Source organism: Pseudomonas sp. LBUM1655, from assembly GCF_059716085.1.
Genome location: NZ_CP166801.1, coordinates 5,845,512 through 5,871,065 on the forward strand (window position 1 = coordinate 5,845,512; position 25,554 = coordinate 5,871,065).

Below are 25,554 nucleotides of genomic sequence, written 5' to 3' on the forward strand. Positions count from 1 at the left end.
GCCCGCCTAGGCTAAGACCAAGCGGGCAGCCCAACAGGTTAAAAAACGAATGAATGCTCTAGCCCGCCGCGCTGCAGGCCTGCTGCTCAGCACAGTCTGCCTGCCCCTTTCGGCCCTGGCGGCCGACCCGCAACCGACCCACGAATTCACCCTCGACAACGGCCTGAAGGTCGTCGTGCGCGAAGACCATCGCGCGCCGGTGGTGGTGTCGCAGGTCTGGTACAAGGTCGGCTCCAGCTACGAAACCCCGGGCCAGACCGGTCTGTCCCACGCCCTTGAGCACATGATGTTCAAGGGCAGCGAGAAAGTCGGCCCCGGCGAAGCCTCGCTGATCCTGCGCGACCTCGGCGCCGAAGAGAACGCCTTCACCAGCGACGACTTCACCGCTTATTACCAGGTACTGGCCCGCGACCGTCTGGGTGTGGCCTTCGAACTGGAAGCCGACCGCATGGCCAATCTGCGCCTGCCGGCCGACGAGTTCGCCAAGGAAATCGAAGTCATCAAGGAAGAGCGCCGCCTGCGCACTGACGACAAGCCGATGTCCAAGGCCTACGAGCGTTACAAGGCAATGGCTTACCCGGCCAGCGGCTACCACACGCCGACCATCGGCTGGATGGCTGACCTGGACCGGATGAAGGTCGAAGAGCTACGCCACTGGTATCAATCCTGGTATGTGCCGAACAACGCCACACTGGTGGTGGTTGGCGACGTCACGCCGGATGAAGTTAAAACCCTTGCCCAGCGTTACTTCGGACCGATCGCCAAACGCGACGTGCCACCGGCAAAACAACCGCTGGAACTGGCCGAACCCGGCGAACGGCAGATCACCCTGCATGTGCAGACGCAACTGCCTAGCCTGATGCTCGGCTTCAACGTGCCAAGCATCGCCACTGCTGAAGACAAACGTTCGGTCAACGCCCTGCGCCTGATTTCGGCACTGCTCGACGGCGGTTACAGCGGTCGCATCCCGACCCAACTGGAGCGCGGCGAAGAGCTGGTGTCCGGCGGTTCGTCGAGCTACGACGCCTACACCCGTGGCGACAGTCTGTTTACCCTGTCGGCGACGCCGAACACCCAGAAGAAAAAGACCATGGCGCAAGCCGAGGCCGGTCTCTGGAAGCTGCTGGAACAACTGAAAACCACCGCACCGTCCGCCGAAGAGCTGGAACGCGTACGGGCTCAAGTGATTGCCGGCCTGGTCTACGAGCGTGACTCGATCACCAGCCAGGCCACTGCCATCGGCCAATTGGAGACGGTCGGTCTGTCATGGAAACTGATGGACACCGAACTCGCCGATCTGGAAAGCGTAACCCCGCAAGACATCCAGAACGCCGCCAAGCTGTATTTCACCCGCGAACGTCTCAGCGTCGCCCACGTCCTGCCACTGGAGACGACTCATGAGTAAGCGCAAGACCCCACGCCTGTTGCTCGGCCTGATCGCCGTAGCGATCATCGGTTCCGCCGCGTTTTATCTGACTCCCGGCGCGAAAACCGACGCCAGCGAAGCGCTGGACAGCGCCAAGTCCAGCCAGAAACTGCAATCGCTGGCCGAACTCGACGGCAAGGCTCCGGCCAGCCGCAAGCTTGACGTGCAGACCTGGAACACCGCCGAAGGCGCCAAGGTGCTGTTCGTCGAGGCCCACGAGTTGCCAATGTTCGACATGCGCCTGATTTTCGCTGCCGGCAGCAGTCAGGACGGCAATGCGCCGGGTCTGGCAGTACTGACCAACGCGATGCTCAACGAAGGCGTTGCGGGCAAGGACGTCGGCGCCATCGCGCAGGGTTTCGAAGGTCTTGGTGCAGATTTCGGCAACGGTGCCTTCAAGGACATGGCGCTGGCTTCGCTGCGCAGCCTGAGTGCCACCGAACAACGTGAACCCGCGCTGAAACTGTTCTCGGAAGTGATCGGCAAACCGACCTTCCCGACCGACTCATTCGCACGCATCAAGAATCAGATGCTCGCCGGTTTCGAATACCAGAAACAGAACCCCGGCAAACTCGCCAGCCTGGAACTGATGAAGCGCTTGTACGGCGATCACCCCTACGCGCACTCGAGTGATGGCAGTGCGCAAAGTGTGCCGAAAATCACCGTGGCACAGCTGCGCGAGTTCCACGCCAAGGCCTACGCGGCGGGCAATGTAGTGATCGCGCTGGTGGGTGACTTGTCCCGCGCCGATGCCGAGTCGATTGCCAATCAGGTGTCTGCCGCCCTGCCGAAGGGTCCGGCGCTGGCGAAGATCGCTCAGCCGCAAGAGCCGAAAGCCAGCGTTGGCCACATCGAGTTTCCGTCCAAGCAAACCAACCTGATGCTCGCGCAACTGGGCATCGATCGCGACGACCCGGATTACGCTGCACTGTCGATGGGCAACCAGATCCTCGGCGGCGGCGGTTTCGGTACGCGCCTGATGAGCGAAGTGCGCGAGAAGCGTGGCCTGGCCTACGGCGTGTACTCCGGCTTCAGCCCGATGCAGGCCCGTGGCCCGTTCATGATCAACCTGCAAACCCGCGCGGAAATGAGCGAGGGCACCCTGAAACTGGTGCAGGACGTTCTCGCCGATTACCTGAAAACCGGCCCGACCCAGAAAGAACTCGACGACGCCAAACGCGAACTGGCCGGCAGCTTCCCGCTGTCCACCGCGAGCAACGCCGACATCGTCGGCCAACTCGGCGCCATGGGCTTCTACAATCTGCCGCTGAGTTATCTGGATGACTTCATGCGTGAGTCCCAGAGCCTGACCGTGGAACAAGTCCGCGACGCGCTGAACAAACACTTGAGCACGGACAAAATGGTCATCGTCACCGCTGGCCCGACCGTGCCGCAAAAGCCGTTACCGGCCCCATCTGATAAACCTGCCGAGCAACCGCTCGGGGTTCCGGAGCATTAATGGCTACTCGAGCACCGAAAAAACCTGCGCAAAACGTGCATAACGGCGTGAATCAGTTACGCATCATTGGTGGCGAATGGCGCAGCCGCAAGCTGAGCTTCCCCGACGCCCCGGGCCTGCGCCCGACGCCGGATCGCGTGCGTGAAACCCTGTTCAACTGGCTCGCACCCTACGTGGCCGGCGCCAAGGTCCTTGACCCGTTCGCCGGCAGCGGCGCGCTGTTTCTCGAGGCTTTGTCCCGTGGCGCGGCCATGGGGCAGGCGCTGGACGCCAGCAATATCGCGGTTTCCAGCCTTAAAGAGCACCTCGGCACGCTGCGCTGCACCAACGGTCAGGTGCAGACTGCCGACGCCCTGCGCTACCTGGAAACCCAGACCGCTACGCCGTTCGACCTGGTATTCCTCGACCCGCCGTTCAACCAGAACCTGCTGCCAGCCGTGTGCACGTTGCTCGAAGAGCGTCAGTGGCTGGCCGACGACGCCTGGGTGTATACCGAAAGCGAAACGGCACCATCGACCCTCGGCTTCCCGGCCAACTGGCGCTTGCACCGCGAACAGAAATCCGGGCGCGTGTATTACGCGTTGTGGCAACGCAGCGCCTGATCCCGGGTTTGATGTGCGCTCAATGCATCAGCAATAAATAGATACCGCACATCGCTCCTCGCATCTCGCCAAAGTGGTTACCGCAATCTGCGTTAACCACTTCGGACGATTCATGTATGGATACGTTATGCAGCAGGATGCTGCTCATTCTTGGCCTGGCGCCATTGATGTCCCTGGCCGCCCCACCCCCACCGACTCATCAATTCACCCTGGACAATGGTCTGAACGTGCTTGTGCGTGAAGACCATCGTGCACCGCTGGTGACCTCACAACTCTGGTTCAAGGTTGGCTCTGCCGACGAGGCGCCCGGCCAGAGCGGAATCTCCCACGCACTCGAACACATGCTCTACAAAGGCAGCAGCAAAACCTGCGCCGGCGAGGCCTCGGCCATTTTGCAAACACTCGGTGCCCGGGAAAACGCCTTCACCAGCAAAGATGCCACCGCCTATTACCAAACCCTGGCACCCAGGTATCTGGGCGTGGCATTCGAGTTGATGGCCGATCTGATGTCGACCGCCCACTTGCGCACCTCGGACTTGACCCCGGAAATGGCGGTGATACGCGAAGAACGGCGCTTGCGCACCGACGATGACCCCCATGATCTGGCACTGGAGCGTCTGACCGGTGTGGCGCATTTGGCCAATAGCTATCGCACCCCGATTCTTGGCTGGATGCATGACCTGCACCGTTTGAATGCCGACGATCTGCGCCACTGGTATGCGCTCCGCTACTCACCTGGCAACGCCACGCTAGTGGTTGTCGGTGATGTGACGCTCGATCAGGTCAAACGGTTGGCGCAGCGCCACTTTGGCCCCTTGCCAGCGCACCCTGCTCCTCGCCTGCTACGGCCCACTGAGCTGGCACAGGCAGGTGAGCGCAAACTGACGCTGTCTCTGGCCGTCCCGACCCCCCAACTGATCATGGCCTTTAACGTGCCGGGGCTTGCCACCGCCGAAAATCGGCGATCTGTACACGCCCTGCGCCTGATCGACGCATTACTGGGAGGGACACAAAGTGCACGCCTGAAAAAACGCCTGGAATTCACCGAACAGTTGTTCAGCGACGTCAGTACTTCTTATGACGCGCTCACACGCGGCGACAGTCTTCTATTCATGACGGCCGAACTCGCCAGCGCCCACGCTGACGATCTGGACGCGGCCGAGGCACGGGTCTGGCAACTGATTGAAGAACTGCATGCCCACCCGCCGACAGCCGAAGAATTGGAGCGCGCACGCACTCAATTGATTGCCCGACAGATCTATACACAAGACTCCATCGTCGAGCAGGCCCACGAGCTGGCCACATTGGCGAGTATCGACCTGCCCTGGCAGTTGATGGATAAGGACTCAGACGAGCTAGCACAGGTGACACCGGCTGACATCCAGCAGGCGGCGTCAACGTTTTTGACCCGCGAACGCCTGACGGTTGCGCATGTATTGGCGGAGGCGGCTCATGAATAATGGCCTTCGGAAGGCAAGGGGCGTTTTGCTCGGGCTGGGAATCGTAGCAGGCCTGACGGGCTTTCAAACGCTGGCAGATACCGTGACGGTCGCGCCGGCAAATTACCCCGCGCCACGTCTGCAATCGCTACTGGGGCCGGTTCCTGTCGCCGGCACTGCGCGAGCACTGTCGATCAAAGGCTGGAAAACCCTGACCGGCACCAAAGTGTTGTTCATCCGCACCACAGAGCTGCCGATGTTCGATCTGCATGTCAGCTTCGCCGCAGGCAGCGCGCGAGATGGCAACACGCCGGGCCTCGCCGCCGCCACGTTCAGCATGCTCAATGAAGGCATACCGGGCAAAGACCTGTCCGCCATCGTTGAAGTCTTTGACGGTCTGGGCGCGCAACTCGACATGAACATCGATCATGACCGCGCCACATTGGCTTTGCGCAGCTTGAGCGATGAACAGAAACGTGCTCCGGCGTTGCAGCTGTTTTCGCAGATTCTCGGCGCGCCGACACTGACCGACGATGCGCTGAAGAGGGTGAAAATCGAGCTGCGCGACAGCCTCACTGCCGCCGCGCAGGATGCAGGAAATTCGCCAGAGCATCTGGTCAAGACACTGCTCGCGCCGTACGGCCCCTACTCGCTGCCGTTCTATGGCACGGTTCAAGGGTTGCAGGCGCTGACCGGGACGGAGGTAAAAGATTTCCACCAGCGTTTCTACAGCGCCAGTCAGGCGCAAATCACCTTGGTCGGTGACCTGACGCTGGCGCAGGCAAAGGCGATCAGTCTGCAAATCAGCAACGCCTTACCGGTCATGCCTGCAGGCACCGCGGTCATGCCAATGCCCGGGCACAAACCCGTTGGCACCGAACGAACCCTGCACGAGGAACAGCCACTGACCCAAATCAACCTGATACTCGCCCAGCCCAGCGTGTCGCGAAGCCATGCGGACTATGCCGCGCTGTACACCGCCAACCTGATTTTTGGCGGCACGATCAACAGCCGACTGATGAGCGAACTACGGGAAAAGCGCGGGCTGGTGTACGACGTCTATTCAGAAAACGCCCCTTGGGCCACGGCGGGTTTGCTGACCATTTCCCTGCAGGTCAATCCAGCATTCAGCCAGGCTACGCTGGCGTTGACCCGGTCGCTGTTCAGTGACTACCTGCGCGACGGGCCGACACAACAGGAGCTCGATCAGGTCAAGCTTCAAGTCGCCAACAGGAGTGCACTGAACAGCTCCAGCAACAGGCAGATTCTCAAGCAACTGGTGACAATCAATCGCCATGATCTGCCACTCGACCTCGACTACACCGTGCAACAGGTGCAACGCCTGACACTCAAACAAATCCATGAGGCGCTGAATCGGCATTTGGCCGCCGACCGCTGGCGCGTGGTGACAGTCGGGGCCACCGTCGAGCAGCAGGCGCTACCCGCCCCCGCGCCGACACCGCCTGGCACGTCATCCCAGAGCATGTGTCGCGCCGAAGCAGGCTTTGTGGCAAGTTAGGTTCTTTCACACAAAAGCGGCAGATGCCTGAAGCACCTGCCGCTTTGCGCAAGACCTGTCGAGATTTGCCGTGCAGTCACTGAACCCTATTCCCAGCCCCCGCTTTGCACCGGCCTTCGGCCTGGGTAACCCACACCTGCAAACCTTGTGGGGGCCGCTGTGGCGCAAAACCGTTCACCTTGATCGTCAGCGCGAACGTCTGTGGCTTGATGATGGCGATTTCCTCGACCTCGACTGGCATGGCCCGCACAGCGCCCAGACTCCGCTGGTGTTGGTGCTGCATGGACTGACCGGTTCTTCTAACTCACCTTACGTTGCCGGCATCCAATCCGCGCTCGCCGCGCAAGGCTGGGCCAGTGTTGCATTGAACTGGCGCGGCTGCTCGGGCGAACCGAACCTGCTGCCGCGCAGTTATCACTCCGGCGCCAGCGAAGACCTCGCCGAAGCCATCCGCCACCTGCGTGCGAAGCGTCCGTTGGCACCGCTGTATGCCGTCGGATATTCCCTTGGCGGCAATGTGTTGCTCAAGCATCTGGGCGAGACCGGGAGTGCCAGCGGCGTGCGCGGTGCGGTGGCAGTGTCGGTGCCGTTTCGCCTCGACCAGTGCGCGGATCGGATTGGTCAGGGATTTTCCAGGGTCTATCAAGCGCATTTCATGCGCGAGATGGTCGCTTACATCAAGAACAAGCAACGCCAGTTCCAGCACGACGGCCGCGATGATGGTGTAGCCGCACTGGCAGCGCTCGGCTCATTGGAGAACATGCGTACGTTCTGGGATTTCGATGGCCGGGTCACCGCGCCACTGCACGGCTTTACCGATGCCGAGGATTACTATCGTCGCGCCTCGAGCCGGTATTTTCTCGGTGAGATCCGCACGCCGACCCTGATCATTCAAGCGGCGGACGATCCTTTCGTGTTTCCGCACAGCCTGCCCCAGGCCAGCGAGCTGTCAGACCTCACCGAATTCGAACTGCAGGCTCGCGGCGGCCACGTCGGCTTCGTCGATGGCTCGCTGCGCCAGCCGGGTTATTACCTGGAAAGGCGCATCCCGCAGTGGCTGGCAGGCCTGACGTCATGATTGATCAGGCTCGCTCCCACAAGGGTGTGGTGATTACTCGCCGGTAGCGACTCCGCGCGACGGCTCGTTGATCCACTCACTCCACGACCCCGCATACAGCGAACCCAACGGATACCCCGCCAGGCATAGTGCAAACAGGTTGTGGCACGCCGTCACGCCCGAGCCGCAATACGCGACCAGTTCTGACGGCGAGCGCTCGCCCAGCTTCGCGGCAAAGCGCTGTTTGAGCTGATCGACCGGCAAGAATCGCCCGTCACTGCCAAGGTTGTCGGTAAACGCCGCACATTGCGCGCCGGGAATGTGCCCGGCAATCGGGTCGATCGGCTCCACTTCCCCTTTGAAGCGCGGCAAGGCCCGGGCGTCGATCAGGGTCAGTTCGGGTTGGCCGAGACGTTGCTGCAATTGTTCGGCGCTGAGCAACAGGCTCATGTCTGACTGGCCGCTGAAATGGCCACGGGTGACGGTCGGCGCATCCAGACTCAGCGGCAGGCCAGCTGCATGCCACGCCTTGAGTCCGCCGTCGAGAATGAACACACCGTCGCGCTTGCCCAGCCACGCCAGCAGCCACCATGCTCGGGCCGCATAGGCTCCCGGGCCGTCGTCGTACAAAACCACGTCGCTGTCGGCATTGATGCCCCAGGCTTGCAGACGCTCGATCAGCTCTGCCGGCTCAGGCAACGGATGACGCCCGGTCACGCCCTTGACCACTTTGCCACTGAGGTCACGCTCCAGATCGGCAAAACTCGCCCCGGCAATGTGCCCTTCGGCATAGCTGCGCTGACCGTAGTCCGGGTCTTCGAGGGCAAAACGACAATCCAGAATCACCAGCCCGGGCTGCTCCTTGCGGGCATCCAGTGCGTTGGGGCTGATCAGTTGCGCAATCGGCATAACGGGCTCCTGTGGGATTTCAACGGAACGGTTTACTTCACATCTTCGAGGGCCTGGGCCAGTGGCACGTAGAACTCCTCGAACAGCGCATTGACCTGCTCACGCGCCTGCTCGGTGACAAACCCGGCTTCCAGCACCAGCACCTGATACACGCCACGTTTAATGGCTTGCTCGCTGAGGTGGTTGGAGTTTTCCCGGGTGGTGCACAGAAAGCGCACCCAGGAGGTCAGGATGATCCAGGCGTTGAGGGTCAGTGATTCGATCTGCACGCGATCCATGTCGAGGATCCCGGCCGCCACGAAACCTTCGTAGATCGCCGCGCCCTGGATCACACAACGCTGGGAAAAGCGCCGATAACGCGCGGCCAGTTCCGGATCGCTGTCGAGCAAATGCTCGAGATCGCGGTGCAGGAAGCGGTAGCGCCACATCGCCGAAAGCAGCTCCTTGAGGTAGAAGCGCTTGTCTTCAACGGTCGCGGCGCGCCCCTGCGGCGGGCGCAGGAAGCTGTCGACAAGGCTTTCGTACTCACTGAACAACACGGCGATGATCGCCTGCTTGTTGGGGAAGTGGTAGTACAGGTTGCCCGGAGAAATCTCCATGTGGGCAGCAATGTGATTGGTACTGATGCTGCGCTCGCCCTGCTGATTGAACAGCTCGAGGCTGTTCAGCACGATACGCTCGCTGGTTTTTATTCGTGGGGCCATGGCTTGGGCTTTAATTCAGAGTGCGTTGACGGGCATCTTACGACCTAACCGGAAATGGATAAAACACTGCTGTGCATGGATGTTGATTGACTTTCTAGAGCATAGACTCTAAAAAGTTCCTCACTACAATAAATACGGAGCCGACCATGACTGCCGACATTGCCTACCTGCAGACGCTGCAATTGCCCCTGGAAGCGCTTGATCGGCAGTTCGCGGCGCAACGGGCTGCGTATGCCGCCAACCCGATGCCACCCGCCGCCCAGCGCCAGCAATGGCTCAAGGCACTGCGCGATTTGCTGAGCAACGAGCGTCAGGCTTTGATCGAGGCGATCAGCGCCGACTTCAGCCATCGCAGCGCCGACGAAACCCTGCTCGCTGAACTGATGCCAAGCCTGCACGGCATTCACTACGCCAGCCGTCATCTCAAGGGCTGGATGAAAGCTTCGCGGCGTAAGGTCGGCATGGCATTCCAGCCGGCTTCAGCGAAAGTGGTTTATCAGCCATTGGGTGTGGTCGGCGTCATCGTGCCGTGGAATTACCCGCTTTATCTGGCCATCGGCCCGCTGGTCGGCGCCTTGGCGGCGGGCAATCGGGTGATGCTCAAACTCAGCGAATCGACCCCGGCCACCGGCCTGCTGCTCAAGGAGTTGCTGGCGCGAATCTTCCCCGAAGATCTGGTTTGCGTGGTGCTCGGCGAAGCCGATATCGGAGTCGCGTTTTCCCGTTTGCGCTTCGATCATCTGTTGTTCACCGGCGCCACCAGCATCGGCAAACACGTAATGCGCGCAGCGGCGGAGAACCTGACCCCGGTCACTCTTGAGCTGGGCGGCAAGTCCCCGGCCATCGTCTCCCGCGACGTGCCATTGAAGGATGCCGCCGAACGCATCGCCTTCGGCAAAACACTCAATGCCGGGCAGACCTGCGTTGCCCCCGATTACGTGCTGGTCCCGGAAGACCGCATCGGTGGTTTCGTCGAAGCCTATCGCCAGGCCGTGCAGGGCTTCTATCCGACCCTCACCGACAACCCCGACTACACCGCAATCATCAACGAACGCCAGTTGGCGCGGCTCAACGGCTACGTCAGCGATGCCACCAGCAAAGGCGCGCTGTTGATTCCGCTGTTCGATCAGGGTCAGGGCCGACGCATGCCTCACAGCGTGCTGCTGAATGTCAGCGACGACATGACCGTCATGCAGGACGAAATCTTCGGCCCGCTGCTGCCGATCGTGCCGTACCAGGATCTGGAGCAAGCATTTGCTTACATCAATCAGCGGCCACGTCCTCTGGCTCTTTACTACTTTGGCTACGACAAACGCGAACAGAACCGCGTGCTGCACGAAACCCATTCCGGCGGCGTGTGCCTGAACGACACGCTGCTGCATGTGGCGCAAGACGACATGCCCTTCGGCGGCATCGGCGCGTCGGGGATGGGTCATTACCACGGTCACGAAGGCTTTCTGACGTTCAGCAAAGCCAAAGGCGTGCTGGTTAAACAGCGCTTCAACGCGGCCAGATTGATTTACCCGCCGTACGGAAAATCGATTCAGAAACTGATCCAGAAGCTGTTCATCCGCTAAATATTCGTCATCGCCGCCGGGTAATAAAAACAATGCACCCAAGCCTGACCGATACACCTGCACTGTCACGTCGTGGCCTGCTGAAATTCAGCCTCGGCGCCACGGCTTTCCTCGCCACCGCCGGTCTCGGCGCCAGCCTCAGCGGCTGTTCGTCGAGCGTCGCGGCCAATGGTTTCGTGACTTTGCGCGACGGCGATTTGCTGTTTCTGCGCGCGCTGATTCCGGTGATGCTTGATGGCGCCGTGGTCGCCGAGAAGATGCCGGACGCGGTGGCTGGCACCCTCAAGTCGCTGGACTACAGCCTCGATCACCTGTCGCCGGAAATGCTCAAACTCACCCGACAACTGTTCGACGTGCTAGGCATGGCCGTGACCCGTGGCCCGCTCACCGGGATCTGGGGCAGTTGGGAAAACGCCAGTCCCGAAGCGATGCGTCACTTCCTCGACCGCTGGCAAAACAGTTCGTTGAACCTGCTGCGCATGGGCCATAGCTCCTTGCAGCAAATGGTGATGATGGCCTGGTACACCCGCGCCGAGTCCTGGGCGCACTGCGGCTATCCCGGCCCGCCTGCGGTCTGAGACCGAGTCGCGCCTATCGCGAGCAGGCTCACTCCTACAGGGATTGCATTTCAAATGTGGGAGCGAGCCTGCTCGCGAAGAGGCCCGCAAGAACAACAAAAACAAGAGAGCCTGAACATGGCCGTACCCGACCCGTTCCGCGAAGGCCTCGCCCGAGGCTGGAAAACCTACAACGGCGCCCAGCTGACCGACGACCTGACCCTCGAAGCCGACGTCGCCATCATCGGCAGCGGCGCCGGCGGCGGCACTACGGCAGAAATCCTCAGCGCCGCCGGCTATAAAGTGCTGCTGGTCGAAGAAGGCCCGCTGAAAACCAGCTCCGACTTCAAAATGCTCGAAGACCAGGCCTACAGCAGCCTCTATCAGGAAGGCATCGGCCGCATGAGCAAGGATGGCGCGATCACCATCCTGCAGGGCCGCGCCGTCGGCGGCACGACGCTGATCAACTGGACATCAAGCTTCCGCACGCCGCAACCGACCCTGGAACATTGGGCCAAAGAGCACAACGTGAAAGGCCACAGCGCCGAAGATATGGCCCCGTGGTTCGAAAAGATGGAGCAGAGCCTCGGCGTCGCGCCGTGGATGGTTCCGCCCAACGCCAACAACGACGTGATCCGCAAAGGCTGCGAGCAACTCGGTTATAGCTGGCACGTGATCCCCCGCAACGTGCGCGGTTGCTGGAACCTCGGCTACTGCGGCATGGGCTGCCCGACCAACGCCAAGCAATCGATGCTGGTCACGACCATTCCGGCGACGCTGGAAAAGGGTGGCGAGTTGCTCTATCTGGCCCGAGCGGAAAAGCTGCTGATCAGCGGCGATAGAATCACCGGCCTGCAATGCGTGGCCATGGACGAGCGCTGCGTCGAACCGACCGGCCGCAAAATCACCGTCAATGCGCGGCATTACGTGCTGGCCGGCGGCGGCATCAACAGCCCGGCATTATTGCTGCGTTCGGATGCGCCGGATCCGCATAAAACCCTCGGAAAACGCACGTTTCTGCATCTGGTGAACATGTCCGCCGGACGCTTCGACGAGGTGATCAACCCGTTCTACGGCGCACCACAGTCGATCTACTCGGACTATTTCCAGTGGAAGGACGGGGCGACCGGGCCGATGGGCTACAAGCTCGAAGTGCCACCGCTGCACCCGGCGCTGGCGGCGACTTTACTCGGTGGTTTTGGCCAGCAGAACGCCGAGCACATGGCCGATCTGCCGCACACCCACGCGATGCTGGCGTTGTTGCGCGACGGCTTTCACCCCGACAGCCAGGGCGGCAGCGTCGAATTGCGCGGCGACGGCTCGCCGGTGCTCGATTACCAGGTTTCGCCTTACGCTTGGGAAGGCCTGCGCCGCGCCTTCCACAGCATGGCCGAGATCCAGTTCGCCGGCGGCGCCAAAGCGGTGATGCCAATGCATGCCGACGCCCGCTACGTGAAAACCCTGGCCGAGGCGCGCACGCTGATCGATGGCTTGAGCTTGGAGCTGTATCGCACACGACTGGGCAGCGCCCACGTCATGGGCGGCTGTGCGATGGGTGAAGAGCCGAAAACCGCCGTCACCGACAGCCTCGGCCGCCATCATCAACTGCGCAATCTGTCGATTCACGATGGCTCGCTGTTCCCCACCAGCATCGGCGCCAACCCGCAGTTGTCGGTGTATGGTCTCACCGCACAATTGGCGACGTCCCTCGCCGATCGGCTGAAAAACCCATGAAAAAGCGGATTATTCCTATCGTCTATAGTGCTTTCTTACCCAAAAGGCGACTTGGCCGACCGGGACGGCTGCGATACCATCCGACTCCCCAACGGACTCCCGCCAGGACGACGCGATGAACCGAGTGTTGTACCCAGGTACCTTCGACCCTATTACCAAGGGCCATGGCGATCTGGTCGAACGCGCCTCGCGCCTGTTCGATCACGTGATCATTGCGGTCGCCGCCAGCCCGAAGAAAAATCCGCTGTTCCCGCTGGAACAACGGGTTGAACTGGCTCGCGAGGTCACCAAACACCTGCCGAACGTGGAAGTGGTCGGCTTCTCGACGCTGCTGGCGCATTTCGCCAAAGAGCAGAACGCCAATGTGTTCCTGCGTGGTTTGCGTGCGGTGTCGGACTTCGAATACGAATTCCAGTTGGCCAACATGAACCGCCAGTTGGCCCCGGATGTGGAGAGTCTGTTTCTCACCCCTTCGGAGCGTTATTCGTTCATTTCGTCGACGTTGGTCCGCGAAATCGCCGCACTGGGCGGCGATATCAGCAAGTTCGTCCACCCGGCCGTGGCCGACGCGTTGACCTTGCGCTTCAAGAAGTAACGACCGTTCAAACGGCGCCCGCGTGCACTGCGGGCGCCAATGCGGCACAATTGCGCGCATTGATTTATAGCGCCCGGGCCTGCCGCCCCGGCTGGAGTTAGCATGTCCCTGATCATCACCGACGATTGCATCAACTGCGACGTCTGCGAACCCGAGTGCCCGAACGCCGCCATCTCCCAGGGCGAAGAGATCTATGTGATCGACCCGAACCTGTGCACCCAATGCGTTGGCCACTACGACGAACCGCAGTGCCAGCAGGTTTGCCCGGTGGATTGCATCCCGCTGGACGAAGCCCATCCGGAGACTGAAGAACAGTTGATGGAGAAGTACCGCAAAATCACCGGCAAGGCCTGAGTCCTTCAGCGCCTGTTCGGGCCCTATCGCCAGCAGGCTGGCTCCTGCATTGGATCTGTGCCAATCACAAATCCCCTGTGGGAGCCAGCCTGCTGGCGATAAGGCCATCAGCAATACTGCAATATCCGGATCAGCTCACTCCCGCTGCTCAAACCCTTCCCCGATACATCCCAGACACCGCACAAACGCCGCTTTCGCCGGATCGACCACCAACGCCTGCCCCGCATCACCAATCCCGCCACCTAGCGCGGTAAACGGCAGCGACACCACAAACGCCCCTGCACCGATCACCGTCGCCACAACCAGCAAAGGTCGGGCAATCAGCAAGTCGCCTATCATCGCGTAGGCCGGTGGGTTCTGGATGGTGTAGCGCGGATCACCGCTGCCGCTTTCCGTGGCTTGAACAGCCAGGCTGGAACACAGCAGCAGGGTGAAGAAGAGGATTTGCAAGGATTTCATGGCACGATCCTTCGGGCTGAACAGTGAGACAACTCACTATAGACCGTAGGACTTTTTCGGCGCTTTGCCTCAGGTCTGACAGCGCGGGCAGAACACACTGGCACGCTGGCCGAGCTTCACTTCGCGCAGACCGGTGCCGCAGACCTTGCAATGTTCACCGCCTCGGCCATAAACAAACAGTTCCTGCTGGAAATACCCCGGCTGCCCGTCGCCGCCAATGAAATCACGCAACGTAGTGCCGCCACGCTCGATGGCAGCGGCGAGGATGCGTTTGATCTCGATCGCCAGTTTCAGATAACGCCCACGGGAAATGCCCCCGGCCTCACGACGCGGATCGATGCCGGCGGCGAACAGCGCCTCGGTCGCATAAATATTGCCGACCCCGACCACCACCGCGTTGTCCATGATGAACGGCTTGACCGCCATCGAACGCCCGCGCGACAGCTGAAACAAGCGCTCGCCGTCGAACAGATCGGTCAACGGTTCCGGCCCGAGACGAATCAGCAATTCGTGATTGAGCGGATCGGTGCTCCACAACATCGCGCCGAACCGCCGTGGATCGGTGTAACGCAGGGCCAGGCCCGACTCCAGTTCGATATCGACATGCTCATGCTTGAGCGCCGGCAGACCGGCCTCAACCAGACGCAGATTGCCCGACATACCCAAGTGGCTGATCAACGTACCGACCTCGGCGTTGATCAACAGATACTTGGCCCGTCGCTCGACCAACACGATGCGCTGCCCGGACAGGCGCACATCAAGGTCTTCGGGGATCGGCCAGCGCAGCCGACGGTCACGCACGATTACCCGGCTGACGCGCTGGCCTTCCAGGTGCGGGGCGATGCCCCGGCGAGTGGTTTCGACTTCCGGCAGTTCAGGCATGGTGTCCTCGAATCAATGCGCGCCGAGGTCGCGGATCGTTTGTTTGAGGGTTTCGAAGTCGTAGTCCGACAACCCCACGTAATCGAGAATCAGCGGGCCGATGCTGCTCCATTCGTAGTCTTCGGTCTGATTGCCCAGCACGCGATACGAGGCGCAAATGTGCTCGGCCATCTTGAGGATCGCCAACAGGTTTTTCATTTGACTGTTGCGCGACGACTCGTCGCTGAAAATCGCCAGGGCATTGTGGTGATTGGCAATGGCCGTGCTGACATGCTCCGGCAGACGCCAGGACTTGGCGGTGTAATAACCGACCACCGCGTGGTTGGTGTTGAACTCGGCGTTTTCGGTGTCGACCACTCGACATTCAGCGCTGGCATTGGCGTAGGCCGTTTCCAGCACCGACATGTAATTGGGGAAACGCTGCAACATCAACGGCACGCCGCAATCGTGAAACAGCCCCAACGCATAGGCTTCATCGCCTGCCTGAGTGCCGATACGTTTGGCCAGGGTCAGGCAAGTCATCGCCACGTCCTGGGCGGTGTCCCAGAAACGATTGAGGGTGACGATGGTGTCGTCGTTCATCTCGCCCTTGATCGACTGCGCGTTGATCAGGTTGATGATCGAACGGCTGCCCAGCAGATTCACCGCACGCTGGATCGAAGTGATCTTGTTGCTCAAGCCGTAATACGGCGAGTTGACGATTTTCAGCAGCGCGCCGGACAGGCCGGGATCCTGAGCGATCAGCTTGGCGATCACCTCCAGGTCCGGGTCGGGCATGTACTGCTCCATTTGCAGATCCACCATGATCTGCGGCTGCGCGGGCACGCTGATGCCTTGCAGGGATTGTTGAATCTGTTCGGTGGTCAGCTCTTGGGACATAAGTACACACTCTGGGACAGGCGGCGATTCTAACCCCTAAAAACCGCAGGACGACACACCAGTGGGCAATTGTCAGGAACTTTCATTCAAGCCAAGGCTTCGGACTCTGTAATACCCAACGGATGATTTCGGTCCCACGGGGCAGCAAATTCCCGCAGACTCAGGAGCTTATTGATGGCCACTTCCCTCAACGGCAAGCGCGTCGCTTTTTTGGTAACCGATGGTTTCGAACAGGTTGAATTGACCGGCCCCAAACAGGCCCTGGAAGAGGCCGGTGCCCAGGTCGATATCCTTTCGGCGGAGGCAGGCAAGGTCAAAGGCTGGAACCACGACAAACCGGCGGATGACTTCACAGTCGACCAGACTTTCCAGGCTGCCAGCAGCGAGCAATACGACGCGATCGTCCTGCCCGGCGGCGTGCAGAATTCCGACACCATCCGCATCGATCAGGACGCCCAGCACCTGGTCAAGACCGGCACCTCCGCCGGCAAGCCGATTGCGGTGATCTGCCATGGCAGTTGGCTGCTGATTTCGGCGGGGCTGGTCAATGGCAAGACCATGACCAGTTATAAAACGGTCAAGGATGATCTGGTGAATGCGGGCGCCCACTGGGTCGATCAGGAAGTGGTCAGAGACGGTCACTTGATCAGCAGCCGTGAGCCGGATGATATTCCGGCGTTCAGTCGTGAGTTGATCGACGCCTTGTCGGCCTGATCCAAATCCACCATGAACCATTGTGGCGAGGGGATTCATCCCCGTTCGGCTGCGCAGCAGTCGCAAACCAGACAGCACGGTCTCCCTGAACACCCCTGCTGACTGATTTGGGACGGCTACGCCGTCCAACGGGGATAAATCCCCTCGCCACAGGACTTCTCTCCTTCAGCCATATGTCCATTCGCGGGCCAATCACCGGGCCCAACACGCTATACTCCCGCTCTTTTTTCCGGAGCGACGTCATGTCCCTGCCTAGCTTGCGCCTCAAAGCCAACGCCGACCGTCGCCTGCGCGCCGGTCACCTGTGGGTCTACAGCAACGAAATCGACGTGGCCGCCACGCCACTGCACGGTTTTAACGCTGGCGATCAGGCAATCCTCGAAGCTGCCGGCGGCAAACCGCTGGGCATCGTGGCCATGAGCCCGAACAATCTGATCTGCGCCCGCCTGCTGTCGCGCGACACTAAAGTTGCGCTGGACAAATCGCTGCTGGTGCATCGCCTGAACGTCGCCCTGTCGCTGCGCGAGCGTCTGTTCGACAAGCCTTTCTATCGCCTGGTCTACGGCGATTCCGATCTGCTGCCAGGTCTGGTGGTCGACCGTTTCGGCGACATCCTCGTGGTGCAGATTGCCTCGGCAACCATGGAAGCGCACAAAGACGACGTGATCGCCGCGTTGACCCAAGTGCTCAAGCCAAGCGGCATTCTGTTCAAGAACGACTCCGCCGCGCGTGACGCCGAAGGCCTCAACCGCTACGTCGAAACCGTGTTCGGTCTAGTGCCGGAGTGGGTCGCACTGGAAGAGAACGGCGTGAAATTCGAAGCCCCGGTCATTCAGGGTCAGAAAACCGGCTGGTTCTACGATCACCGCATGAACCGCGCGCGCCTGGCCCCTTACGCCAAGGGCAAACGCGTACTCGACCTCTATAGCTACATCGGTGGTTGGGGCGTACAGGCGGCCGCGTTCGGCGCCAGCGAAGTGTTCTGCGTCGATGCCTCGGCCTTCGCCCTTGACGGTGTCGAGCGCAACGCCGCGCTGAACGGTTTTGCCGACAAGATGACCTGCATCGAAGGCGACGTCTTTGAAGCCTTGAAAGAGCTGAAAGCCAGCGAAGAGCGCTTCGACGTGATCGTGGCCGACCCGCCAGCGTTCATCAAACGCAAGAAAGACATGAAAAACGGTGAAGGCGCCTACCGTCGTCTGAACGAGCAAGCCATGCGCCTGCTCAACAAGGACGGCATCCTGGTCAGCGCTTCGTGCTCGATGCACCTGCCGGAAGACGATCTGCAGAACATCCTGCTGACCAGTGCCCGTCACCTGGATCGCAACATCCAGTTGCTGGAGCGCGGCGGTCAGGGCCCGGATCACCCTGTCCACCCGGCCATTGCCGAAACTCGCTACATCAAGAGCATCACCTGCCGCCTGCTGCCTAACAGCTGATCAATGCGGATAACGGGGAGCCTGCAGGCTCCCCGTTTGCGCCTGGCCCTGGCATTCATTCGGCGCCTTTTACTCCTTCCGACGCTTACGACTTCCTACACTTGCCTTCCCATGGACGTGCAGGATATTTCCTTACGTCTTTTAATTATTGAAACTTGCCCTACAAAGTCCATCTCCAGCTAAAGATTATTCCGACAAAATTACTGGAGCATTCCTACTTAATATCCACTTGCCAATAATCCATTACAAACTATTATGAAGTTGTCGCCACGAGGCGACTTAAACTTTCAACGAACAAGGAGTTCACATCATGAAAAAAATTTCTCTGGAAACCAACAAAATCGCAAACCTGGCTTTTCTGGTTGCTGCTAAAACCCGTTAAGTAAGTCAGGACGCTGGGGAGTGCCGGCAACTCAGCGTCCTTCCGACTTCAGCCAGAGTGAATAACCCCATGCACATCAATCCTTACCTGTTTATATTGCCGCGCTCGCCAAATCAAATAGTATGGAATTACAAAGAACATACTCAATATGAACTGGATATTAACTATTCATCGCGCCTTGCCCAACTAATAAACAATCCAGACTTGTTCGACACACACAACATAATAGACACACAATTACTCAGCGCGGGCATTCTAACCATTTCAAAAATCGACACCCCGCAATGGGGCTGGGATGAATTATCAAAGATCTATCATATCGGCACCCAAAACATTCCCTGCGAACACGCCCCTCAGAATATTCATGAGTGGTCCAGACAATATCTGGCGCACTGCAACGAAGTATTGGCTAGCCCGGCTCCCGCGACAGAACGCCCGCAGCATGAATCTGCACCGCGCATCGCCCTGCCCGTTCCCTGCGCACTGAGCAACGATAGCCTGAATAACGCGCTGCTCCAGCGAAAGACCTGTCGTTCCTTTACCGATGCAGCAATGACGCTCAGCGACGTCGGCACCCTGCTTTATCTTTCACTCGGTTATCTCCTCGAGCGCGACATTGATCGCGACGACACCATCGCCCAAGACCTCGGCGCACGTCGCAGCAGTCCCTCCGGTGGCGGTCTGAACGCATGCGAAGGCTTTCTGCTGGTGCAGAATGTCGAGGATCTGGAGCCCGGCATCTACACCTATCACCCGGCGGAACACACCCTGAGCCGGGTTAATCCATTGCCACAAACGGCACCGGGCGATTTGCTCGGCGGCCAGCATTTCATCAACAACCTGCCGCTGGGGTTGTTCATAACGGCCCGATTTGACCGGCTCTGGTGGAAGTACGAGCACTCACGGGCCTACCGCATGGCATTCGTCGAGGCCGGCCATCTGTCACAAACCTTTCAACTGGTCGCTACAGCGCTTGGCTTCAATACCTGGTTGACCGGCGCGTTTGCCGACAGGCAGGTCGAAACACTGCTCAAACTTGAGGAGAGTGCGGAACAGCCACTGTTCTTTGTCGGCTGCGGGAAAAGCGATGGACAGGCAATGTGCCAGGAAATGCGCGATCTGTTGCGTGAGGTCCAGACATGACCCTGCTGATCCCGGATCCGCACGAAGTACCCGTGTCATGGGCGCTCAAGTTCACCTTGGGGGACTGGGACAGTCGAGCCTCGGTACGCAGCAGCACCCACGACTATCAATTGCCGGACGACGTGCAGCAACAACTGCAAAGCCGCTACTGGTTCCCACCCGCCTTCCTGCCCTATCTGGCTCACCCAGCGATTCAGGCCGCGGGGCGCGAGGTATTGCATCGGCTGACGGCCAATCACCTGGTGAATTTTCTCGACTACACCACGCTGCTCGAACACCGCATCGTCAATCGTGCGGTTGAAGTCATCGCGCATCGGGAGCTGCCCATTTACGTGCCGCTGCCAATGAAACACGCAGCGCTGCAGCTCTACACCGACGAGGGTTACCACGCGCTGTTCTCCAATCGTCTCGCTGAGCAGATCGCCGGGCTTTACGGAATCACCGGACGGCCGACGATCCCCAAGCGCATCACCCGCATGAACGCACTGATCGCCCGTACCCCGGAGAAGAACCGTGCACTGGCATGGTTTCTGCTCGGCTTCGTCTCGGAGACCATCATTGCCCGAGAGCTGCTGGACATCTGCCGCGACACTCTGGTGTCCAGCGTGAACGACATGCTGCGCGACCATCTGGCCGACGAAGCCCGCCACAGTCGCTACTTTGCCGAAGTGTTCCACTACTGCTGGCTGTCCATGAACAGCCGCCAGCGCACGTTCGTGAGCAGAACACTGCTGGAGATCATCGGGATTTTCTTCGAGGTCGACGAACGCTGGCTGCAACAGAGCCTGCGTGGCGCGGGCATCGCGGACAGTGACGTGATGGAGATTGTCGGCAGCATGGCGACGGTGCAAGCCAACCGCGCGCGTGCACGATCAGGTTGCGTCGCTACGCTGGATGCATTGCGCAAGGCGGGATTTTTCGCCACGCCCCATAACCAGACACTTTTTGCCAAGGCAGGACTGATCGATGGATAAAGGAAAATCCGTGGCAACCGCCCGTCAACGTCGCGGGGCTGTCAGCCTGTTGCTCGCAATGGTGCTGCTCGGCGTGTTTCCACTGGATGTCCTGCTGCCTTCGTTTCCGGCACTGGCGGCGCACTTTCGCAGCACACCGGCGGACATCGCGCTGTCGATCAGTCTGTTCGCCGTAGGTATCGCGTTTGCCCAGGTGTTGATCGGCCCGCTGTCCGACGTGATCGGGCGCAAGGGCTTGTTGCTCGCCGGCATGAGCGTATCGATGCTCGGTGCCGTCGGTTGCGTGATAACCAGTGATTACACGCTGTTCCTGATGTTCCGGGTGGTACAGGCCGTGGGGTGCGGCTGCTTCGTGCTGTCCCAGGCACTGGTGCAGGATCTGTTCGAGGGTGAGGAGCGTGATCGCCTGCGTATCCTGATGGTCACGGCTACCGGGATTTTCATCTCGGTATCGCCGCTGGCCGGCACTTTTCTGCAAGCCACCCTCGGCTGGCGCGGCAGCTTCTGGGTGTTCACTGCGCTGGCTGCCGCGGTGTTGCTCAAGGCCTGGGTTTTCCTGGAGAACACCCGTCCCGCGGCCAGTGGCCCTCCCCTGAGTTTCCTCAGGGCCTATCGACGGGTGTTGGGAGATTTCGACTTCGTCGGCTACTGGCTGATTTCAGCCTTTGCGTTCGCCTGCCATTTCTCGTTTATCGTCATTTCACCGCTGATATTCATGGACCAGCTGCAATTGTCGGCCTATGACTTTTCGCTGATCCTGCTGGCGTATGGCGCCGCGTATGTCGTGGGGGGCATCATCGCCACCTTACTGAATCGACGTATCACGCCGGGCCGACAAATCATCACCGGGCTAAGCCTGATCCTGCTGTCGGGACTGGCGATGCTGTATCTGGCGGCCAACCATGTACTGGCCCCCGCGACGGTGCTGATTCCGATGCTGATCTGCACCGCCGGCACCACCATTGCGCGCCCGGCTGCCACCTCACGGGCCATGGGTCTGTTTCCCGAAAATGCCGGCACTTCAGCCTCGGCCGGCAGCACGATCATCTTCATCTGCGGCGGACTGATCAGTGCGTTGATCAGCCTCAGCCCGACCAATCTGCAATCGACGCTGGGCTACAGCTTCGTGCTGCTCAGCGGCATCGCGCTGATGCTCAACAGCCGGATCAGCCAGCGCGCCAGGAACCTGCGGGTCAATGCGATCGCGCAGACCGGTAGCGATTAAACCTGCCGGTCGTCATCCCACACGCACCGTCGGCACTGGAACAACGCTTTGCGCCATTCCCTCCAGACGCCAGCGGTGTAGAATCGCCTGATTCATCGCCATTCATCCCCCGGCGGGTTTATGAGCTCAGGCTGAGGCAAGCGGCGATCCCGCAAAGTCATCGGCAACTTCAGGACACACGGCCATTTCTGAGTGTTCCAGACGTCAATAGAAGCTCACTCCCCTTTGATACCTGATTAGCCGCCCGGAGTGCTCCATGCCAGATTACCGCTCGAAAACATCCACCCACGGCCGCAACATGGCCGGCGCCCGCGCACTGTGGCGTGCCACCGGGATGAAAGATGACGACTTCAAAAAGCCGATCATCGCCATTGCCAACTCCTTCACCCAGTTCGTGCCGGGCCACGTCCACCTGAAAGACCTGGGCCAGCTGGTTGCTCGCGAAATCGAGCGCGCCGGTGGCGTTGCAAAAGAATTCAACACCATCGCCGTGGATGACGGCATCGCCATGGGTCACGACGGCATGCTTTATTCGCTGCCGAGCCGCGAGATCATTGCCGACTCCGTCGAATACATGGTCAACGCCCACTGCGCCGACGCCATCGTCTGCATCTCCAACTGCGACAAGATAACCCCCGGCATGTTGATGGCTGCCTTGCGCCTGAACATTCCGGTGATCTTCGTTTCCGGCGGCCCGATGGAAGCCGGCAAGACCAAACTCGCTTCTCACGGCCTCGACCTCGTCGACGCCATGGTGATCGCCGCCGACTCCAGCGCTTCTGACGAGAAAGTCGCTGAATACGAGCGCAGCGCCTGCCCGACTTGCGGTTCGTGCTCCGGCATGTTCACCGCCAACTCAATGAACTGCCTGACCGAAGCCCTGGGCCTCGCACTGCCGGGCAACGGTTCGACCCTCGCCACCCACAGCGACCGCGAACAACTGTTCCTGCAGGCCGGCCGCACCATCGTCGAGCTGTGCAAGCGGTACTACGGCGAGAACGATGAATCGGTTCTGCCGCGCAACATCGCCAACTTCAAGGCGTTCGAGAACGCAATGATGCTCGACATCGCCATGGGCGGCTCGACCAACACCATCCTGCACTTGCTGGCGGCTGCCCAGGAAGCCGAGATCGATTTCGACCTGCGCGATATCGACCGTCTCTCGCGCAGCGTTCCACAGTTGTGCAAGGTTGCGCCGAACATCCAGAAGTACCACATGGAAGACGTGCACCGCGCTGGGGGTATCTTCAGCATCCTCGGTTCGCTGGCCCGTGGCGGCTTGCTGCACACCGATCTGCCGACCGTGCACAGCCGCAGCATGGAAGAAGCCATCGCCAAGTGGGACATCACCCAGACCACCGATGAAGCGGTGCATCACTTCTTCAAGGCCGGCCCGGGGGGCATTCCGACCCAGACCGCGTTCAGCCAGTCGACTCGCTGGGAAACTCTGGACGATGACCGTGAAAACGGCTGCATCCGCAGTTTCGAACACGCTTACTCGCAAGAAGGTGGCTTGGCCGTGCTGTACGGCAACATCGCCCTGGACGGCTGCGTGGTGAAAACCGCCGGTGTCGACGAGTCGATCCACGTCTTCGAAGGCAACGCGAAGATCTTCGAGAGCCAGGACAGCGCCGTACGCGGCATCCTCGCCGACGAAGTGAAGGCGGGTGACATCGTCATCATTCGCTACGAAGGCCCGAAAGGCGGCCCGGGCATGCAGGAAATGCTTTACCCGACCTCGTACCTGAAATCCAAAGGCCTGGGCAAAGATTGCGCCCTGCTCACCGATGGTCGCTTCTCCGGCGGCACCTCGGGCCTGTCCATCGGCCACGCTTCGCCAGAGGCTGCGGCCGGCGGCGCAATCGGTCTGGTGCAGGACGGCGACAAAGTGCTGATCGACATTCCGAACCGCTCGATCAACCTGTTGGTCAGCGACGAAGAACTGGCTGCACGCCGCGCCGAACAGGACAAGAAGGGCTGGAAACCTGTTGAAGTGCGTCCACGTAAAGTGACCACCGCGCTGAAGGCATACGCCCTGCTGGCGACCAGTGCCGACAAGGGTGCTGTGCGTAACAAGGCGATGCTCGACGGGTTGTAAGTCTTAGCTATCGAACAAAAAATGCCCCGCCAAGTGCGGGGCATTTTTTTGTCTGACACGAGCTACTGAACACTGTAAATCCCCTGTGGGAGCGAGCCTGCTCGCGAATGCGGTATGTCAGAAACGAAGATGGTGACTGACACAACGCATTCGCGAGCAGGCTCGCTCCCACATTCGATCTGTGTGGGTTACTGGATTTCTTCAGGCTTGACGATCACCCAGTTCTTGTCCGCCGTCACCGGCAAACCTTCCTTGGCCTGCGCTGCCGCGTGCTTGGCCATCATGCCGTTTAGCTGGGTCATGTATTTGTCCTTGCGGTTGATCCACAAGTGAATACCGCCCTTGGCCACATCGACATCGTGGAACAGCATGTAGCCGTCACTGGTTGGCGTATCGCCGCCTACCAGAACCGGTTTTTTCCACTCATCGATGTAGGTCAGAATCGCCGCGTGCTTGCCGGCCATCCAGGTCGCCGGGGTCCACAGGTACGGGGTCAATTCGAGGCCGAGGTTGGCCTTCTCGTCATACTTGCCGGCGGTGATCTGCTTGCGCGCGGTGGTCAGTTCGCCAGTCTTCGGATCCTTGAGCAGCAGCGACACACCGATGACGTTCTGCGGTTTGACGTTATAGCCGTACTTCGGATCGGCCGCGACCATGCGCACCAGTTCTTCGGAGGCGGCGGTCATCACGTAGACCTCGATGCCGTTCTCCATCAACTTGTTGTAGAGCTCTTGCTGACCGGTGAAGATCTTCGGCGGATTGACGTCGAGCTTCTTGACCACATCGCCTTCGTAATACGTCGCCGGCACCGGCTTGCCCGAGGCCATCAGCTCATCGACATAGCCTTTGAGTTCCTTGAGGGTGAAGCCGGAGAACACCTGCGCCACCCACGGGTAGCAGACCATGTCGTCGACTTCGCACAGACGATAGTAGTAACTGAACAGGCTTTCCTTGTGGTCGGCGGTGTCCTTGAACGGCATCAGTTTCAGGGAAGGATCGAGTTTGTCGCGGGTGATCAGCCCCTTGTTTTCCATGAACGGCAGCAAGGATTCTTCAAGGTCGTAGCGGTAACTGGTGTTGTCCATGTCGAACACCGCGTAGTTACCCTTGTTGGCGTTGGCGGCGATCATCGCATCCAGTGCCTTGGCCTGATCGGCCGGCCAGTGTTTGAGGTCAGTGGCGAAAGCCTGACCGGCCAGGCCCAAACCTACCGTCAGTGCGACAGCCAGAAATTTCGGTGCGAATGTCATCGATGCTTTCTCCCTGAGCTAAAGACATCGACGCTAACAAATAAGTGTGACAGCCCTCGTCTGTCAGCGACTGTCCACGTCCCCATCGCGCCAGATGCATTCCCGAGAGCGACGCGCGCTTATTCCAAAAGCGACTATCACCATACGTTTTCGGTATTAATTCATTGGAAATCAAAC

Annotated in this window: 23 protein-coding genes; 17 read left to right on the forward strand and 6 right to left on the reverse strand. The window is 60.1% G+C overall.

Annotation, left to right across the window (positions count from 1 at the left end; translation table 11 throughout):
- Positions 1-49 precede the first annotated feature (49 nt).
- The 6 genes from ACA074_RS26335 (at position 50) to ACA074_RS26360 (ending at position 7,523) form a co-directional block, all read left to right on the forward strand.
- Positions 50-1,405 carry a M16 family metallopeptidase gene (locus ACA074_RS26335; RefSeq protein WP_497658260.1) on the forward strand — a complete coding sequence of 452 codons (1,356 nt, stop codon included), beginning with the start codon at positions 50-52 and terminating at the stop codon, positions 1,403-1,405.
- The gene (locus ACA074_RS26340; protein ID WP_497678051.1) at positions 1,398-2,885 is read left to right on the forward strand and encodes a M16 family metallopeptidase; all 1,488 of its coding nucleotides are present in this window, start codon (positions 1,398-1,400) and stop codon (positions 2,883-2,885) included. Before ACA074_RS26335 ends, ACA074_RS26340 begins: the two co-directional genes overlap by 8 nt.
- Positions 2,885-3,487, forward strand: a complete 603-nt coding sequence (gene rsmD / locus ACA074_RS26345; protein WP_401270302.1) for a 16S rRNA (guanine(966)-N(2))-methyltransferase RsmD — start codon at positions 2,885-2,887, stop codon at positions 3,485-3,487. Before ACA074_RS26340 ends, rsmD begins: the two co-directional genes overlap by 1 nt.
- Positions 3,488-3,603: 116 nt before the next feature.
- Complete coding sequence (locus tag ACA074_RS26350) at positions 3,604-4,947, forward strand: M16 family metallopeptidase (protein ID WP_489879314.1); 1,344 nt, start codon at positions 3,604-3,606, stop codon at positions 4,945-4,947.
- Positions 4,940-6,445 (forward strand): M16 family metallopeptidase, encoded by a 1,506-nt coding sequence (locus tag ACA074_RS26355; protein ID WP_497678052.1) that lies wholly within the window; start codon positions 4,940-4,942, stop codon positions 6,443-6,445. Before ACA074_RS26350 ends, ACA074_RS26355 begins: the two co-directional genes overlap by 8 nt.
- Positions 6,446-6,524: 79 nt before the next feature.
- Complete coding sequence (locus ACA074_RS26360) at positions 6,525-7,523, forward strand: hydrolase (protein WP_497679349.1); 999 nt, start codon at positions 6,525-6,527, stop codon at positions 7,521-7,523.
- Positions 7,524-7,556: 33 nt separating this feature from the next.
- Here ACA074_RS26360 and ACA074_RS26365 read toward each other — a convergent pair whose 3' ends face one another.
- Positions 7,557-8,411: a sulfurtransferase gene (locus ACA074_RS26365; RefSeq protein ID WP_497678053.1), complete on the reverse strand. Its 855-nt coding sequence runs from the start codon at positions 8,409-8,411 to the stop codon at positions 7,557-7,559.
- A gap of 32 nt (positions 8,412-8,443) precedes the next feature.
- Positions 8,444-9,115: a TetR/AcrR family transcriptional regulator gene (locus tag ACA074_RS26370; RefSeq protein WP_187679053.1), complete on the reverse strand. Its 672-nt coding sequence runs from the start codon at positions 9,113-9,115 to the stop codon at positions 8,444-8,446.
- Positions 9,116-9,261: 146 nt separating this feature from the next.
- On the opposite strand from ACA074_RS26370, the gene ACA074_RS26375 reads away from it, so the two are divergent.
- From ACA074_RS26375 to ACA074_RS26395, 5 genes are all read left to right on the forward strand, one after another.
- Positions 9,262-10,692 carry a coniferyl aldehyde dehydrogenase gene (locus ACA074_RS26375; protein ID WP_187679054.1) on the forward strand — a complete coding sequence of 477 codons (1,431 nt, stop codon included), beginning with the start codon at positions 9,262-9,264 and terminating at the stop codon, positions 10,690-10,692.
- A 32-nt stretch (positions 10,693-10,724) separates the two neighbouring features.
- The gene (locus ACA074_RS26380; protein WP_497678054.1) at positions 10,725-11,270 is read left to right on the forward strand and encodes a twin-arginine translocation pathway signal protein; all 546 of its coding nucleotides are present in this window, start codon (positions 10,725-10,727) and stop codon (positions 11,268-11,270) included.
- Between the two features lie 117 nt (positions 11,271-11,387).
- Positions 11,388-12,983, forward strand: a complete 1,596-nt coding sequence (locus tag ACA074_RS26385; protein ID WP_497678055.1) for a GMC family oxidoreductase — start codon at positions 11,388-11,390, stop codon at positions 12,981-12,983.
- 115 nt (positions 12,984-13,098) lie between these two features.
- On the forward strand, positions 13,099-13,578 hold the full coding sequence (gene coaD, locus ACA074_RS26390; protein ID WP_003229157.1) for a pantetheine-phosphate adenylyltransferase: 480 nt from the start codon (positions 13,099-13,101) through the stop codon (positions 13,576-13,578).
- A 102-nt stretch (positions 13,579-13,680) separates the two neighbouring features.
- Positions 13,681-13,932: a YfhL family 4Fe-4S dicluster ferredoxin gene (locus tag ACA074_RS26395; protein WP_003195146.1), complete on the forward strand. Its 252-nt coding sequence runs from the start codon at positions 13,681-13,683 to the stop codon at positions 13,930-13,932.
- Between the two features lie 135 nt (positions 13,933-14,067).
- Here the strand turns inward: ACA074_RS26395 and ACA074_RS26400 are convergent, their stop codons facing one another.
- From ACA074_RS26400 to ACA074_RS26410, 3 genes are all read right to left on the reverse strand, one after another.
- The gene (locus ACA074_RS26400) at positions 14,068-14,391 is read right to left on the reverse strand and encodes a multidrug transporter (protein WP_187679057.1); all 324 of its coding nucleotides are present in this window, start codon (positions 14,389-14,391) and stop codon (positions 14,068-14,070) included.
- A 69-nt stretch (positions 14,392-14,460) separates the two neighbouring features.
- Positions 14,461-15,273, reverse strand: a complete 813-nt coding sequence (gene mutM, locus ACA074_RS26405) for a bifunctional DNA-formamidopyrimidine glycosylase/DNA-(apurinic or apyrimidinic site) lyase (protein ID WP_250605794.1) — start codon at positions 15,271-15,273, stop codon at positions 14,461-14,463.
- 12 nt (positions 15,274-15,285) lie between these two features.
- Positions 15,286-16,098 (reverse strand): HDOD domain-containing protein, encoded by an 813-nt coding sequence (locus ACA074_RS26410; RefSeq protein WP_187679091.1) that lies wholly within the window; start codon positions 16,096-16,098, stop codon positions 15,286-15,288.
- Positions 16,099-16,326: 228 nt separating this feature from the next.
- Here ACA074_RS26410 and ACA074_RS26415 point away from each other — a divergent pair, with 228 nt between their 5' ends.
- From ACA074_RS26415 to ilvD, 6 genes are all read left to right on the forward strand, one after another.
- Positions 16,327-16,866, forward strand: coding sequence for a type 1 glutamine amidotransferase domain-containing protein (locus tag ACA074_RS26415; protein ID WP_187679059.1), 540 nt, complete (start codon positions 16,327-16,329; stop codon positions 16,864-16,866).
- 242 nt (positions 16,867-17,108) lie between these two features.
- Entirely contained in the window at positions 17,109-18,305 is a 1,197-nt protein-coding gene (locus ACA074_RS26420; RefSeq protein WP_007913577.1) for a class I SAM-dependent rRNA methyltransferase, read from the forward strand.
- A gap of 451 nt (positions 18,306-18,756) precedes the next feature.
- Entirely contained in the window at positions 18,757-19,830 is a 1,074-nt protein-coding gene (locus ACA074_RS26425; protein ID WP_497678056.1) for a SagB family peptide dehydrogenase, read from the forward strand.
- Positions 19,827-20,804 carry a diiron oxygenase gene (locus ACA074_RS26430; protein WP_401270323.1) on the forward strand — a complete coding sequence of 326 codons (978 nt, stop codon included), beginning with the start codon at positions 19,827-19,829 and terminating at the stop codon, positions 20,802-20,804. Before ACA074_RS26425 ends, ACA074_RS26430 begins: the two co-directional genes overlap by 4 nt.
- Positions 20,797-22,029, forward strand: a complete 1,233-nt coding sequence (locus ACA074_RS26435; RefSeq protein ID WP_497678057.1) for an MFS transporter — start codon at positions 20,797-20,799, stop codon at positions 22,027-22,029. The genes ACA074_RS26430 and ACA074_RS26435 overlap by 8 nt, the downstream gene beginning before the upstream one ends.
- Before the next feature lie 256 nt (positions 22,030-22,285).
- Positions 22,286-24,127, forward strand: coding sequence for a dihydroxy-acid dehydratase (gene ilvD, locus ACA074_RS26440; RefSeq protein WP_187679064.1), 1,842 nt, complete (start codon positions 22,286-22,288; stop codon positions 24,125-24,127).
- 188 nt (positions 24,128-24,315) lie between these two features.
- Here the strand turns inward: ilvD and ACA074_RS26445 are convergent, their stop codons facing one another.
- The gene (locus tag ACA074_RS26445; RefSeq protein WP_497678058.1) at positions 24,316-25,377 is read right to left on the reverse strand and encodes an HAD family hydrolase; all 1,062 of its coding nucleotides are present in this window, start codon (positions 25,375-25,377) and stop codon (positions 24,316-24,318) included.
- Between the last annotated feature and the right edge of the window lie 177 nt (positions 25,378-25,554).